The organism is Salinivibrio sp. ML290, from assembly GCF_001995695.1.
GTDB classification, from domain to species: domain Bacteria; phylum Pseudomonadota; class Gammaproteobacteria; order Enterobacterales; family Vibrionaceae; genus Salinivibrio; species Salinivibrio siamensis.
Window position 1 is genome coordinate 1 of record NZ_MUEY01000006.1, and the last position, 14,976, is coordinate 14,976.

Consider the following 14,976-nt stretch of genomic DNA (forward strand, 5'->3'; position numbering starts at 1 on the left):
AGTAGGACATCGCCAGGCTTTGAATACAATTGATTAAAGCCAAGAGATATAAGTCTTTAGTCATACAGAATTGGTGCGGAGTGGTAGTTCAGTTGGTTAGAATACCGGCCTGTCACGCCGGGGGTCGCGGGTTCGAGTCCCGTCCACTCCGCCACTACTTAGAAACCCTAGCTGAAAAGCTGGGGTTTTTTGCGTTTAGGCCCGGAGTAAATAGCCTGCTTATGTTAAAAGCAGAACCCTAGGGTACCAATTGCGATATGTGTGAGCCTGAGCGCCTGAACGCAACCCCTTCATTTGAGACTGCCATGTATTACTGTTAAGCGCTTAGCGTTAGTTCACTGTTGTAGAGTAGATTGATATAGACATAAAAAAAGCGCCTTGCGGCGCTTTTAATGGCTTAGGCCATCCCTTGGATGACCACAAATTTTTCTAAGAGCTGATCCTCTGTCTCGACATTATCGGGATCGGTGATAATGCATTTGGAGATAGGGCAGACCGACTGACACGTTGGCTTGTCGTAATGGCCTTTACACTCGGTACATAAATCTGGCTCGATCTCAAAGATCTCGGAACCCATCGAGATGGCCCCGTTGGGACACTCGGGCTCACACATATCGCAGTTTATACATTTATCGGTGATGAGTAGTGCCATATTACTTACCCGATGGGTTACGTGTATCTTGTCCTGATTGCAGGTTACGCATCAGTAGCGCATACTCTAGATCCATATCTTCTGGCACAGGAATAAATACGAAGTGGCCGCTACCTTTGGCATCAGTGATGGTTTCTGACTTACGGTTTTCCATCGCTTCTAGGGTGAAATGGACATTGCCTCGCGGTGTCATTAGCTCAAGGCTGTCACCGAGCATAAATTTGTTTTTCACTTCCACTTCAGCCAGATCGCCACGGCGCTTGCCAGTGAATTCGCCGACAAATTGCTGCTGTTCAGAAATTGAATAGCCGTAGTCATAGTTTTGGTAGCTATCGTGGGTATGACGACGCAAAAAGCCTTCAGTATAGCCCCGATGTGCAAGGTTCTCGAGGGTATTCATCAGGCTCTCATCGAACGGTTTACCGGCCACGGCATCATCAATTGCTTGGCGATACACCTGTGCTGTGCGTGCGCAATAATAGAAAGACTTAGTGCGACCTTCGATTTTTAGCGAGTGCACGCCCATGTGGGTCAAGCGTTCAACGTGCTGAATGGCGCGCAAGTCTTTTGAGTTCATGATGTAGGTGCCGTGCTCATCTTCGTACGCGGCCATCAACTCACCCGGGCGTCCGCCTTCTTCAAGCAACACGACATCATCAACTGGCTCGCCTTTACCCAAGGTTGGGGTCACTTCTTGAACTTGTACGACTTGGCCTGCGTCGTCTTCTTTGCCTTTATGCACTTTGTAGTCCCAACGGCAGGCGTTGGTACAGGTGCCTTGGTTTGGATCACGCTTATTAATATAGCCTGACAACAGACAACGGCCAGAATACGCCATACATAGCGCGCCATGAACAAACACCTCAAGCTCCATTTCAGGGCAGTGTTGGCGGATGTCTTCGATCTCTTCCAGTGATAGTTCACGCGATAAGATCACACGTTCAATCCCTTGCTGCTGCCAAAACTTGACGGTCGCCCAGTTAATCGCGTTGGCTTGCACGGAAAGATGGATTGCCATATCAGGGAAGTGCTCACGCACCATCATAATCAAGCCAGGATCGGACATGATCAGCGCGTCAGGGCCCATATCGATAATTGGCTTAAGATCGCGAATAAAGGTTTTTAGCTTGGCGTTGTGCGGCTGAATATTACAAACCACGTAGAACTTCTTACCCTGCGCATGGGCTTCGTCAATGCCTATTTTCAGGTTGTCGTGGTTAAATTCATTGTTGCGCACACGCAGGCTATAGCGTGGCTGGCCGGCATACACGGCGTCGGCCCCATAGGCGAACGCGTAGCGCATATTCTTTAGGCTACCGGCGGGAGAGAGTAATTCTGGCGTAAACATAATTCCAAGCTTGAGTCTGAGTATAAGTCAGGCACCTTCACGTTGAAGGTGAGTGTGGGTGCCATTTTACTGTGACATTACCCACACTACCAGCCGAATTTACCTAATCTTTGTGGGGATTAGTTAGTCGGTTTTTAAACCGCCTAACGCGGTGAATAAGCCATCTAGAAGGGTGTCGAGCTCGCCGCACATCAGCGATAAGTCGGCATCGAGGCGGGCTGCGACATCTTCTCGGTCGATGTCAGCGTTTTGATCGCGAATTTCCTCGGAGAACTTCAGTCGCTTCACGCTTAAATCATCGCCTAATATGAAGTCGACTTGTTCTTGCCAGTCCATGGACAACTTGGTGACTTGCTTGTCTGCCTCCAGGTGCGCCTGAATTTCATCACTGGTGAGATCTTGCTGTTTACATTTGATCACCCCACCTTCTTCCAGCAGTGCTTTGAGTTCTGCTTCATCACCGAGGTGAAAGCCTTGCGGCGCTTGGCCTTGCTTGACCCATTCGGTCATTGCATGCTCTGCCGGGGTCTCGGTTTCAACGGGAACGACGGGTAAGCTGCCGATGGATTTCCGTAATAGGGCGAGCAACTCTTCGCCTTTTTTGATACTGGCGGCATCAACTAACACCAAACCTTTATCCGCCATAATCAAAGCGCACATCTGACTTTGACGCGTGAAGGCACGCGGTAAGAGCTCCATGACCACATCGTCTTTTAGGCTATCTTTCTCGCGCTTTTTCAGGCGTTGCCCTTGGGCTTGCTCCATGGCGTCAACTTTCTCTTCCAAGGCGTCTTTGATCACCGACGCGGGGAGCAACTTTTCTTCTTTGCGAGCGCGGATCAGGATATTGTTACCGCTGACATGCGTGAGCATATCGCCATGCTTACCCAGTGCATTGTCCCAGCCAAACTTTTGCATGTCCTGGCTGCCACAAGGGGTAAAGTCGAACTCCTTCAGCTGGCTTTCCAATTGTGTTGGATCGAGGGGAATATCACGGGTAWGACGATAGACGAGTAAATTCTTAAACCAAATCATGGCGAGGCTTTATCCATCCTGTTGTGAGAAAGGCAACATGGTATTGCATTCACTCTCGAATGTCGCTGCAATTAGCGTAGAATTTAACCCTGCTCGCGACTTCAGCGAGACAAACTTGCCCAGCTTCCTCAATGAACGGATTACCTCAGTTGTGTTAAAGATCATTCATACCTCCGATTGGCACCTTGGTCATCAGCTACATGGCTATGATCGCCAATATGAACATCAAGCCTTTCTCGATTGGCTTAAGCAATGCCTCATTGATGAGCAAGCCGATGCCTTATTGGTGGCGGGAGATGTGTTTGACAGCGCCAACCCACCCGCCAGCGCTTGGCGAATGCTGTATCGTTTTTTGGCTGATGTTGCCAAAGCACTGCCACACTTAAATGTGGTGATCACCGGCGGGAACCATGACTCACCTAGCAAACTCGACGCCCCACACGAGCTACTGAAAGCCTTTGATTTACACTTAATTGGTGCCATTGCCCGTGACAGTGACGGTCACCTAGATACAGAACGTATGCGAGTGCCTATTACCGATAAGTCAGGCGACGTCGCGGCTTGGGTATTGGCGGTGCCTTTTTTGCGAAGTGGTGATTTGCGTACAGAAGGACTCGATGAAAAGGACGATCGGCTTATTGAGGGAGTGCGAAGTATTTATCAGCAAACGGAGCAAGCTGGGCGTGAAAACGCGCGCGCTGATCAGGCGTTGATAGCGATGGGCCATGTGTATATGGCCAGTGGTGAGTTGTCAGAAATGTCAGAGCGGCGCATTCTTGGGGGGAATCAGCATGCGCTGCCGGCGGATATTTTCAGTGAGGATATTGCCTATGTCGCGCTTGGACATTTGCATTTAGCTCAGCAAGTGGCGAAGCAAACACGGATTCGTTATTGCGGATCGCCCATCCCTTTGTCGTTATCCGAACGCCACTATCGGCACCAAGTGTTAGCGGTAACGCTTGAAGACGATCAGCTACAAAGTGTGATCCCACATTATGTGCCGCGTGCCGTTGATTTATGGCGGGTTCCGGAACAGCCCTCACCGTTGGAAACGGTACTCGACGCACTGGCGGGACTCACGCTTGAGCCTTTACCGCTGTCGCAGCAACCTTTGCTTGATGTCCCTGTTTTGTTAGATAAACCCCAGCCGATGCTCAGGGAAAAAATTCTAGCGGCCTTGGATGGTAAACCTGTGCGGCTTGCCAAAATCACACCGCATTATCGCGAGCAACCACAAACAAGTGGCTTTCGACAGCAACGTCTCTCGGAGGTCGAGCCCTATCAGGTGCTTCGCCATGGTTGGCAGCAAAAGTATCAAGGTGAACCTGATACGGCGTTATCAGCAACGTTTTCTCAGTTATTGGAGCAACTGGAACAGGACGAGGATCAATAAACGATGAAAATCCTGGCATTACGTGGCGAGAATTTGGCCAGCATTCAACATCCGTTTGCATTGGACTTTTCACAAGGACCGCTGGGTGACAGTGGCTTGTTTGCGATCACAGGCAAAACGGGCGCGGGAAAGTCGACGCTTTTGGATGCGATTTGCTTGGCGCTTTACGACAAGATCCCGCGCTTTCAGTCCAATAAAAAGCATGATGCGGATATTGGCTTGGGCGACCCGGCCACTCGGGTTAAAGCCAATGATGTGCGCAGTATCTTATCGCGTGGTAAAGGCGAGGGGTACGCGGAAGTGGATTTTGTCGCCTATGATGGCAGCCGTTGGCGTGCGCATTGGTCGGTGCGCCGTGCGCGCGGTAAAGCGGACGGCCGTATACAGGCGAGCGAGCATTGGTTGGAGAACCTCGCCACAGGCCAACGTATCGCCGGTAAAAAACAGGAAGTACTCAGTGAAATAGAGCGCTTAGTGGGACTGAGCTATGAACAGTTCCGCCGTGCGGTGATGTTACCGCAAGGGGATTTTGCCGCTTTCTTAAAAGCGTCTGCAGATGATAGAGCGGCCTTGCTTGAGCGCATGACAGGCACTGAAATATATAGCCGGCTGTCGCAAATGGCGCACCAGCGGGCACGTGATGAAAAGCAAGCACTGGATCAACTGACCCAACAGTTGGGCGATATTCAGTTACTCACGGATGACGAAGAACAGCAATTGCATCAAGAGCAGGCGCAATGCCAGCAGCACATTCACGATTTACACACTCAGCTCCGAAAACTCAATGACTATCGCCAACAACACACGCATTTTGCGCAAGCGCAGCAGGGCGTTGAGACGGCTCAGCAGGCGCTCGATGAAGCGAGTGAAGCGCGAGAGAGCATTGCCGCCCGGCGTGACGCGTTGGACGAGATAGAGCGTGTCCAAGTGGCCCGGGACGATTGGCAAGCGGTGCAGACCACCCAATGGCAACGCCAGGCGCTCACACTCGAACGCCATCAGCTCGCGCGTGAAGAACGTCGTATAGCCCAAGCGTATGAACAAGAGGCTGAACGTTGGCGCGACGCTAATCGGGCAGTGGCGGAGGCCGAGCAAAGCTGGGCGGAGCTTGAGCCTAAAGTACGGCAAGCGCAACAAATAGATACCCAACTGTCTGGCATTGAACGGCAAATGCATGAGCAAAACCTAGCGCTGAATGAGCAACAGCAAAAGTATCGACAAGCCCAACAGTCTTTTGCGCAAGCGCGCGCGCAAGCCGAACAACAGCAACAACGTGAGGCGGCGATAGAAAAAGAAATCGCCCGTTATGGTGACTTTTCTCATGTGGCGGAACACTATCAACCTGTGTTTGATAACCTGCGCCAGTACCTCGATTGCCAAGATACACTCTCGGCGCTGCAAGAAGAGTATCAAGCCCGTTATCATCAGCAGCAACATTGGCAGCCGCAACGTGACAAGTTGGACAAAGACATTGCCCAAGTTGATGACAGCAGTGCGCAGCTGAAAGCCAAGCGACAAGCGTTAGAGCCTGAGGCGCTGCAGGCAAATCAAGACGCGGATCAGGTGCGGTATAGCAAACTGCACACGCAAAAGCAGCAGCAAGAAGCGGTGCTCAATGAGGGAAAAAACTGGCAGTATTGGCAAGAGCGCTGTCAGCATAACCAAGCGGAGCTGGAAAAACATCAAGCACTGTTTGCAGACAGCCAAACCCAGTTAGCGCATTTGAAAGACACGCTGACCCGTGAGCAGGCCCAGGTCGAAGAAGCACAAAATAGCCTCCAACAGGCGATGGCGGTGGTCGAGCTTGATGATCTTCGCCAAACTTTACACGAGGGGGATCCTTGCCCGCTCTGTGGGGCCACCGAACACCCCTACCTGCACCATGCCCCCGCGATTGAAGGCATGATCGCGCAGCAGCAGGCGCGTGTAGACGCCTTGCAAGCATCGTATAACCAACATCACGCCGAGTATTATTACTGGCAAAGGCAGCACCAGCAAAGCCAGCACGCGTGTGCCGAGTTAAAAGAGCAGGGAGCGGTTTGGCAGGCTGAGCGACAGCAATGCGAACGAGAGGTGCATGCTGCGATTGCTGAGCTGGATGAAACCATCGACTTATCGCGTCCACTCAGTGACATCCTCGGCGAGATTGACGCACAGGCGCAACCAACCTATGCCGAGTATCAAGCCTGTTATCAAGCGATGACAGAGCGCCAACAACAGCTTGCCCACATTCAGCAAATGGATACGGCCATTGCCGAACTCCAGCATGCACGTGAGCAGCTAGTGGCTCGACGTCATCAACTCGACCAGTCACTGACAGAGTGTGAGACACGGCTCAATGCGATTGATGAGCAATGGCAGCAGCAACAGACGCAAGTGACTCGAGTCAGCCAATCGCTGGATCAGCAATTAGGCGCTGGACAGTGGCTGTCGAGCCTGCAACAGGTTGGCGCCGCGCATTATATCCGCCAGATGGAGCAAAAAATTCAAGCCTATCAGGCACTGCAAGACGAAAAAGCGGCGCTTGCTGAGCACAAGCAACAAAGAGAGACCGACCTCGCCTCGCTTTCGCAGCAGTGCCAGAGCTTGTCAGAAGATATTCAAGCCCGGCAAGCCCAACTGGTGACCCTCGCACAAGAGCATCAACAGCAAAGTGCCGCGCGCCAAGCGTTGATCCCGCAATCAGATCTGGAGGCGCTAGAGCGAGCGTACAAAGCGGCCATTGAAGAACAAGTCGCACAACGTAACCAAGCCGAGCAAGCCTACACGCAGGCCAGTGAAAAGCGTGCTGGTGTGCAGGCGCGCCAGCAAACGCTTGATACCCAGCAGCGTGAGGCGGATCAGCGCTACCGCGCAAGTGTGAGACGTTGGATCCAATGGCAGCCGGAACTCGGTGTTCATCAGTATGATTTGATTGGCGCGCTGTCGTATAGCGAGGTATGGCGTGCCAATGAGCGACAGGCGATCAGCGATGTTGAAGCGCGTTATCAAGAAGCCAAAACGCGCCTTGATGAGCGTCAGCAACAGCTTGTTCATTGTCAGCAAACCATGGCAGACACCAAAGCTTGGATAGTGGCACAGCAGTTACCTGATGATGATGCGTCTCTCAGCGCACAGCAGTCACAGTGGCAGCAAGCGCTCGAGGAGCAGGAGCAGCGCCTCTTTACGCTTCGTCACCAATTGACTGAGTCAGAAAAAGCCAAGCACCAAGCCGGCTCACTGACTGAAAAAATAGAGGCGCAGCGGCATCAAACGGAACAATGGCTAAAATTGGCTGACCTGATTGGCTCCGCGAGCGGGGCGAAGTTCCGAAATCTTGCCCAATCTTTAACCTTGTCTCAGTTAGTGGATATCGCCAATGAGCACTTGGCGTCATTGTCACCACGTTATGCACTGCAAACGGTGCCGGATAGCTTGCTGGCGTTACAGGTGGTCGATCACGATATGGGTGATGAGGTGCGCAGTGTCGAATCACTGTCTGGCGGAGAGAGCTTTTTGGTCTCGCTCTCGCTGGCGCTAGCACTGGCCTCTTTAGCGGCAGATACCCGCCAGCTTGGCTCTCTATTTATTGATGAGGGCTTCGGCACCCTAGACCCTGATAGCTTAGAAATGGCGTTAGCCTGCCTGGATACCCTGCAAGCGGATGGCCGACAAATTGGGGTGATTTCGCATGTGAATACACTGGTTGAGCGGATTGGTGCACAAGTCCGTGTAGATAGCCAAGGTGGCGGCGCAAGCCGTGTATTAGTGACACAGCAAGGTGTAGGCTAGGTCACAGCCTGTCGACACAAGGGGAAAATAGCTCGCGCTGGGTCACAAAAATGTCATAATAAATCCACATAATGGCGCCAGTTCAATGATAACACTAGGTAATTATCATGGTTAGACGGATTCTCGTTGTTGAAGACGAAGCCCCCATTCGCGAGATGCTTTGTTTTGTACTTGAACAAAAAGGTTATCAAACGGTTGAGGCAGAAGACTACGACTCGGCACTGGCGCAAATATGCGAGCCTTACCCAGAAATGATCCTGATGGATTGGATGTTACCTGGCGGATCGGGGCTCAATCTTATTAAGCACTTAAAGCGGGAAGAGTTAACCCGACAAATCCCCGTGGTAATGCTGACCGCAAGGGGCGAAGAAGAAGACAAAGTGCGAGGCTTAGAAGTAGGGGCCGATGACTACATCACCAAACCTTTCTCGCCGAAAGAGCTGGTGGCGCGATTAAAAGCGGTGATGCGCCGCGTGTCGCCGACAACCTTGGATGATGTCATTGAAGTACAAGGGTTGAAGCTTGACCCTGTCTCGCATCGAGTGACCGCCAATGATAATCCGCTAGACATGGGGCCGACCGAGTTTAAGCTGCTGCACTTTTTCATGACCCATCAAGAGCGAGTATATAGCCGCGAGCAGCTACTCAATAACGTGTGGGGCACCAATGTCTATGTTGAAGATAGAACGGTGGATGTGCATATTCGTCGCTTGCGCAAAGTGCTGGAAGCCGGTGGACACGCCAAACTGGTACAAACCGTGCGCGGCGCTGGATATCGTTTCTCAACACGTAGTTAAATCCCGCCTACATCAGGTGTAGGCTGCATGGAGACGCAATGGTCGAACGACTGTCTTGGAAGAAGCTAGCCTGGGAGCTGGCTTTTTTTTATTTACCTTGGTTTATCATAGGTTGGCTGTTTGGTGGCCTACCTTGGTTATTGCTTGGCGCCACCGTTGCCATGCTGCTTTGGCACCTGCATCAGCAGGTCAAGCTGTCGGATTGGCTTTGGAAAGACAAAAGCCTAATGCCACCCTCAGGCACCGGCTCCTGGGAGCCTTTGTTTAATGGGATTTATCGCTTACAAAAGCGTAATCGTCGTCGCCGTAAGGAGCTGGCGAATCTGATTCGTCGCTTTCGCAACGGGGCAGAGTCTTTACCGGATGCGGTGGTGGTTTTTGAGCGTGACGGTGCCATTGTCTGGTGTAACAAATTAGCTCAAGAACTGCTCGGCTTGCGTATGCCTGATGATAATGGCCAGCATATCAGTAATCTTATCCGCGCCCCTGAATTCGTCAGTTATATTGCTGATGCCAATTACGATGTGCCGCTCGAGATGCGCTCTCACCTCAATAGCGCGCGCACACTTGAGTTCCGGACCATGCCCTATGCGGAAGGCGAATATTTGATGGTGGTGCGTGATATCACTCAGTTAAAGCAACTGGAAGGGATGCGCCGCAACTTTTTCGCCAATGTTTCACACGAGCTACGCACGCCGATGACGGTTTTGCGTGGCTACTTAGAAATGACTGAAGATCCGGAGATGGTTGTTGGTCCCATGTGGCCGAAAGCACATGGGGTGATGACCGAGCAATTGTCTCGGATGGAGTCACTGGTAGAACAGCTTTTGACCCTGTCTAAAATTGAAGCAGCGGCCAAGCCTGAGCTGGATCATCATGTGGATGTGCCAGCCATGCTTGATGTGCTACAAAAAGAAGCCCAAGCCTTAAGTGGTGATAGTGAGCATGTACTTACGTTTGAAGTTGATACCAGCCTTAAAGTGAAAGGCAATGACGATCAATTACGCAGTGCGATTTCCAACCTGGTTTATAACGCAGTAAAGCACACCCCGCCCAAAGCTGGGATCACTGTGCGTTGGTATCGCGCAAGCAAAGGCCCACGCTTGGAAGTACAGGACAGTGGTGAGGGGATCGCGCCGCAACATTTGGATCGGTTAACCGAGCGTTTTTATCGGGTGGATAAAGCCCGCTCCCGTGAAACGGGTGGCAGTGGCTTAGGGTTGGCGATCGTAAAACATGCGTTAAGTCATCACGATGCGGAATTAGATATTCAAAGTGAACTCGGGGTGGGGAGCACGTTCTCCTTTACCTTACCGGAGCGGTTAGCATGTTAAAGCGGTTTATTGCCACAGCCAGCCTGCTAGTGAGCATGGCGGGCTTTAGTCATGCCGACACGCTGCCTGATTATCAACGTAGCAGCGGTATATCCGGTAACTTGAGCTCTGTCGGCTCAGACACCCTAGCCAATATGATGGCCGCTTGGACTGACGGGTTCAAACGGCTACATCCAGGGGTGAATATACAGCTACAAACGCCAGGCTCTGCCTCCGCCGCCCCCGCGCTGGTGGAAGGGACCGCACAACTTGGCCCCATGAGTCGTCCGATGCGGGTCAGTGAAGAAAATGCGTTTCAAGCACGTTTTGGCTATCCTCCTACCGCGGTACCCGTTGCGGTGGATGCGATGGCCGTCTATGTCCACCAAGACAACCCTTTACGCACCATCAGTTTTCAACAGTTGGATGCGGTATTTTCTCGCACCCTCTGGTGTGGGGCGAGTAAACCGGTGGCAACCTGGGGGCAATTGGGCTTATCAGGCCGTTGGGCCAACCGAGATTTGCAATTATTCGGCCGTAACTCGGTATCCGGTACCTATGGTTATTTTAAGCAAGCAGCGTTGTGTCGTGGGGATTTTCGAGCCGATGTGAATGAGCAGCCCGGCTCGGCGTCTGTTGTGCAGTCGGTGGCCTCTTCGCTGAATGCGATCGGGTATGCAGGGATCGGCCATCAAGCGTCAGGGGCGCGCATGCTGGCGATTTCACACCAAGGAAAAGAGGCGATAAAGCCCACCCCTTCAGCGATTCGAACGGGTGAGTACCCCCTTACCCGTTATTTATATTTGTATATCAATAAAGCGCCCAATCAGCCGCTGGCGCCACTTGAATCGGCATTTATGCGTTATATTTTGTCGGCGCAAGGGCAGAAGGCGGTGAGTCAGCAAGGCTATATTCCCTTGCCGGCTCAAGCGGTGCGCGCGCAAAGACAGGCATTAGGGCTGGATGCGTCGCTAAAAGACTCGCGTTAAGGGTTTAGACGTTTAGGGACTCAGCGTTGCGGAAGCGACGGCCTCCACTGGACGCTTGTCGTGCTCTCAGTCGCTAAAGGTCAGCCCCCAGTTTACTGACTGCCAGTATGCCTGCTCTGCTTCCAAGTCCGCCGCGAGCAAACGGTTCTCTTGCAGCCACCCGGTAGGGAAGGTGAGTTGCCATGCCCCTTTTTTGTCGACACTGAGAGCAATCTCTGGCAAGGCCTCGTCGTTACGTTGTGAGTGCAACACACAGGCTAACCGTAGTGCGCAAATCAGCGTCTCGATGAGCTTAGGTTTAAACAAGGTAAACTTAGGCATTTCATTGAGCTTTAGCGCCTTACGATGGAAGCGCGCGAGGGTGGCTAGCACGGTTTGCTGCTCTTGGTTAAACCCAGGCAAATTGGTGTTGCGCAGAATATACGCAGAATGCTTGTGGTAGCCAGGATAACCAATGCTTAACCCCACTTCGTGCAGCAGCGCAGCCCAATTCAAAAGCCCGGCGAGCTCTGCTTTCTTACTACCCTTATCCGGCTCGGCTTGCGCATAAAAATACGCGGCTGTATGTTGCACGCGACGGGCGTGACTCAGGTCGATGTTGTAGCGTGCTGCCATATCATCCGTCGTACGACCACGGATATCGGTACGTTGAAAGCGGTCTTCCATTTCATAGAGCAACCCTTCACGTAACGCACCATCAGAGAAGCGCATCGATTCGATGGCAAGCGCATCAAAGATCCCAGAAAGAATTGCCACGCCTGCGACGAAAACCGGTTGGCGGTCGACCGACAAGCCCGGTAAATCGATACTGTCACTGGTTTTAAACTTCAGCAACTTTTCGATCAGGTTATCTAACCGCTTACGGGTGATAATGCCGTCTTCATCACCCAGGCCGATAATCACTTCACGAATCGCTTTGATGGTGCCTGACGCGCCGAGCGCCACTTGCCAGCCAGCCTGACGGTATTGAGAAGCCAAGCTTTCTAGCTTTTGTTGGGTAGCCAGCTGTGCGGCGGCAAATTGCTTAGGCGTAATGTTGCCTTTGGGGAAAAAACGCTCGTTATAACTGACGCAGCCAACCCGTTTACTGTTAACCAGTGCGGGCTCAAAGTTATCCCCGATCACTAATTCTGTACTGCCGCCCCCAATATCAATCACTAACTTCCGGCCAACGTTTTGCTGCGTGTGGGAGACGCCCATATAAATAAGACGCGCCTCTTCCTCCCCGGAAATAATTTCAATCGGGTAGGGCAAAACCTGTCTTGCCCGCTTGATGAAGGTGTCGACATTGCGGGCCTGGCGCAAGGTGTGGGTGGCGGCGATACGGACATTCTCCATGTCTAAGCCGTTCAGCCGTTCAGCGAACATGGCTAAGCACTCGACACCACGGCTGATCGCCTCATCACTGAGGCGATGTTGATCATCCAACCCTGCAGCCAGTCGCACACGTTGTTTATGGCGACTCACTATCTGTAACCCTTCGCCAACGACGCGCGCGACGACCATATGAAAACTGTTAGAGCCGAGATCAACCGCTGCGATTTCGCGCGGCTTATCCTTTGACTGGGGGTGTGTCATGTTGCAACTTTTCCGCGTTTTTGAGTTCTTGGCGCTCTGCGTGCTTAAGGTAATCATAGATCTCGGTCTGAGAGCGGATCTTTTTCTTGTTACCCCGTTTGACGTAGGCGTTGGACATGGCTTTATCGATAACGCGGGCTTTCGCGCGATCGGAAAATTGAATCTCCAAGATGGCCATGATGCGATCTTTCAGTCTGGGATCGCGAATGGGAGCCCCAACTTCAATCCGGTTATCGATGTTGCGAGTCATCCAATCGGCAGACGAAATATACATATCACGTTCACCGCCGTTTTCAAAGGCAAACACGCGGGGATGCTCTAAGAAGCGATCAACAATGCTGATTGCTTTGATATTCTGACTTACCCCTTTAACCCCAGGCACTAGCGAGCACATGCCGCGTACGATGATGCGAATTTTCACCCCTTCATTACTGGCTTTGTACAGCAGGTTCACTAGGCCTTTGTCGACCAGGTTGTTGACCTTGAGCGTAATACCTGCCTTACGTTTGGCCTGCGCATGCTCAATTTCACGTTCAATCAGTTTATACATACGACGCCGCGAGTTACGTGGCGAGACAATTAAGTGATTGAACTTTACAGGACGATACGGGTTTTCAATAAACTCAAATACTTTGCGGATTTCTGACGTCAATGGCTGATCCGCTGTAAACAGCGCGAAGTCGGTATAAATTCGCGCCGTTTTTTCATGAAAGTTACCTGTGCCGATATGGCCATAATCGCGTAGCACGCCGTCTTCTCGACGAGAAATTAAACACAGTTTCGAGTGAATTTTGAGTCCGGGGGTGCCAAACACGACTTTTACGCCAGCATCCGTGAGCACCCGTGACCATTCGATGTTGGCTTCTTCATCAAAACGTGCTTGCAGCTCGACCACGACGGTCACGCGTTTTCCGTTGTTGGCAGCATCAATCATCGAGTTGATAATGCGAGAGTTTTTCGCCACACGATAGACATTAATCCGAATACTACGCACTTTAGGATCAAACGACGCCTGACGCACCAGTTCAGTCATATGGCGGAACGTATGATAGGGATAATAAAGTAGAATATCGCGTTCGCGAATAGCATCGAAGGCATTGTTTTGTAGCTGAAAATCAGCCGATTCGAACGGTGGCAAAGGCGGGTTTTCCAGGTATTTACGTCCAACGTTCGGAAAGCCGATAAAATCACGAAAGTTGTGATAGCGAGCACCCGGTAAGACACTGTCGTAGTCGGAGATTTTTAATACCTGAATCAATTTGCTCACCATTTCCGGTGGCATATCGCGTTGATAAACAAACCGAACCGGTAGGGCGGTTAAACGCTGATCCAAGCTTTCTGACATGTTTTCAAGCAGGCTGTGCTCCACTTCATTGGTCAGGTCGTATTCCGCATCGCGGGTCATTTTCATCGCGTACGCTTCGACAGTATCGTAGTCGAAAAAACCACTAAAAATTTGGTCTAAACACAAACGGATAATGTTATCGAGTAAAATGATGGTTTTTCGCTGCCGTTTTCCTTTTGGCTCAGGGACTTTAACAAAGCGTTCTAATTCATCAGTTGGGATCTCTATCAGCGCATACTTGGGCTCTTCCCCTTCTTTTTTCAGCTGTACGGCGAGGTAAGAGTAGGCATCTTTCAAAAAGCTTAAAACATCGACGTCCTTGTTAAGCATAATTGGCGTGATGTAAGGCAAAATATTGCTTCTAAAATAACGTTTTAACCACTGCGCTTGATGATCAGAGAGTTGACGTTCGTTAACTAAAAAAATATGGCGGCGTGCCATTTCGAGCAAAATATCGTTGTAAAGATGATCAAAATCTTGATTCAGTTTGACGACTTTTGCTTGAATCTTGCTCAATAGCTCTTTGGCATGACTTTCCACTCCGCGTTCTTCATCGATAATGATGCGCCGTTTCACGTCGGCAAACCGTACTTGATAAAACTCGTCAAGGTTGGATGAAAAAATGCCTAAAAACCGAACTCGCTCAATAATAGGCACACTTTTGTCCGCGGCCTCTTGCAGGACACGTTCATTAAAAGAAAGCCAGCTAAGTTCTTTGTCGACATGATAAGAGTCTAAAGTCATAACGCGTAAGA

At 51.3% G+C, this 14,976-nt stretch carries 10 protein-coding genes and 1 tRNA gene; 6 read left to right on the forward strand and 5 right to left on the reverse strand.

The features are described from left to right. Positions 1 to 77: 77 nt before the first annotated feature. Positions 78 to 154, forward strand: a tRNA-Asp gene (locus tag BZG23_RS06825). A 243-nt stretch (positions 155 to 397) separates the two neighbouring features. Here the strand turns inward: BZG23_RS06825 and BZG23_RS06830 are convergent. The 3 genes from BZG23_RS06830 to rdgC form a co-directional block, all read right to left on the reverse strand. Then, positions 398 to 652 (reverse strand): YfhL family 4Fe-4S dicluster ferredoxin, encoded by a 255-nt coding sequence (locus BZG23_RS06830; RefSeq protein WP_021022889.1) that lies wholly within the window; start codon positions 650 to 652, stop codon positions 398 to 400. Between the two features lies 1 nt (position 653). Beyond that, a complete protein-coding gene (gene trhP, locus BZG23_RS06835) occupies positions 654 to 2,000 on the reverse strand; it encodes a prephenate-dependent tRNA uridine(34) hydroxylase TrhP (protein ID WP_077606505.1) in 1,347 nt (448 codons plus the stop codon). A gap of 123 nt (positions 2,001 to 2,123) precedes the next feature. Then, positions 2,124 to 3,032, reverse strand: a complete 909-nt coding sequence (gene rdgC / locus BZG23_RS06840; RefSeq protein ID WP_198532121.1) for a recombination-associated protein RdgC — start codon at positions 3,030 to 3,032, stop codon at positions 2,124 to 2,126. A gap of 40 nt (positions 3,033 to 3,072) precedes the next feature. Here rdgC and BZG23_RS06845 point away from each other — a divergent pair, with 40 nt between their 5' ends. The 5 genes from BZG23_RS06845 (at position 3,073) to BZG23_RS06865 (ending at position 11,298) form a co-directional block, all read left to right on the forward strand. Next, positions 3,073 to 4,428 carry an exonuclease SbcCD subunit D C-terminal domain-containing protein gene (locus BZG23_RS06845; protein ID WP_077606507.1) on the forward strand — a complete coding sequence of 452 codons (1,356 nt, stop codon included), beginning with the start codon at positions 3,073 to 3,075 and terminating at the stop codon, positions 4,426 to 4,428. Between the two features lie 3 nt (positions 4,429 to 4,431). Then, on the forward strand, positions 4,432 to 8,199 hold the full coding sequence (locus BZG23_RS06850; protein WP_077606508.1) for an AAA family ATPase: 3,768 nt from the start codon (positions 4,432 to 4,434) through the stop codon (positions 8,197 to 8,199). A gap of 107 nt (positions 8,200 to 8,306) precedes the next feature. After that, positions 8,307 to 8,996 (forward strand): phosphate regulon transcriptional regulator PhoB, encoded by a 690-nt coding sequence (phoB, locus tag BZG23_RS06855; RefSeq protein WP_046075035.1) that lies wholly within the window; start codon positions 8,307 to 8,309, stop codon positions 8,994 to 8,996. 38 nt (positions 8,997 to 9,034) lie between these two features. Next, complete coding sequence (phoR, locus tag BZG23_RS06860) at positions 9,035 to 10,330, forward strand: phosphate regulon sensor histidine kinase PhoR (protein WP_077579567.1); 1,296 nt, start codon at positions 9,035 to 9,037, stop codon at positions 10,328 to 10,330. Next, positions 10,324 to 11,298, forward strand: a complete 975-nt coding sequence (locus tag BZG23_RS06865) for a PstS family phosphate ABC transporter substrate-binding protein (RefSeq protein WP_077579568.1) — start codon at positions 10,324 to 10,326, stop codon at positions 11,296 to 11,298. The genes phoR and BZG23_RS06865 overlap by 7 nt, the downstream gene beginning before the upstream one ends. Before the next feature lie 66 nt (positions 11,299 to 11,364). Here the strand turns inward: BZG23_RS06865 and ppx are convergent, their stop codons facing one another. Both ppx and ppk1 read right to left on the reverse strand, forming a co-directional pair. Continuing rightward, positions 11,365 to 12,876: an exopolyphosphatase gene (gene ppx / locus BZG23_RS06870; protein ID WP_046075033.1), complete on the reverse strand. Its 1,512-nt coding sequence runs from the start codon at positions 12,874 to 12,876 to the stop codon at positions 11,365 to 11,367. Beyond that, complete coding sequence (gene ppk1 / locus BZG23_RS06875; protein ID WP_046075032.1) at positions 12,851 to 14,965, reverse strand: polyphosphate kinase 1; 2,115 nt, start codon at positions 14,963 to 14,965, stop codon at positions 12,851 to 12,853. Before ppk1 ends, ppx begins: the two co-directional genes overlap by 26 nt. Positions 14,966 to 14,976 lie beyond the last annotated feature (11 nt).

Coding starts and splice junctions, on each gene's coding strand:
- BZG23_RS06845 (WP_077606507.1), top strand. CDS start 3,073: ATGGTATTGCATTCACTCTCGAATGTCGCTGCAATTAGCGTAGAATTT.
- BZG23_RS06830 (WP_021022889.1), bottom strand. CDS start 652: ATGGCACTACTCATCACCGATAAATGTATAAACTGCGATATGTGTGAG.
- ppk1 (WP_046075032.1), bottom strand. CDS start 14,965: ATGACTTTAGACTCTTATCATGTCGACAAAGAACTTAGCTGGCTTTCT.
- ppx (WP_046075033.1), bottom strand. CDS start 12,876: ATGACACACCCCCAGTCAAAGGATAAGCCGCGCGAAATCGCAGCGGTT.
- trhP (WP_077606505.1), bottom strand. CDS start 2,000: ATGTTTACGCCAGAATTACTCTCTCCCGCCGGTAGCCTAAAGAATATG.
- phoR (WP_077579567.1), top strand. CDS start 9,035: ATGGTCGAACGACTGTCTTGGAAGAAGCTAGCCTGGGAGCTGGCTTTT.
- BZG23_RS06850 (WP_077606508.1), top strand. CDS start 4,432: ATGAAAATCCTGGCATTACGTGGCGAGAATTTGGCCAGCATTCAACAT.
- BZG23_RS06865 (WP_077579568.1), top strand. CDS start 10,324: ATGTTAAAGCGGTTTATTGCCACAGCCAGCCTGCTAGTGAGCATGGCG.
- phoB (WP_046075035.1), top strand. CDS start 8,307: ATGGTTAGACGGATTCTCGTTGTTGAAGACGAAGCCCCCATTCGCGAG.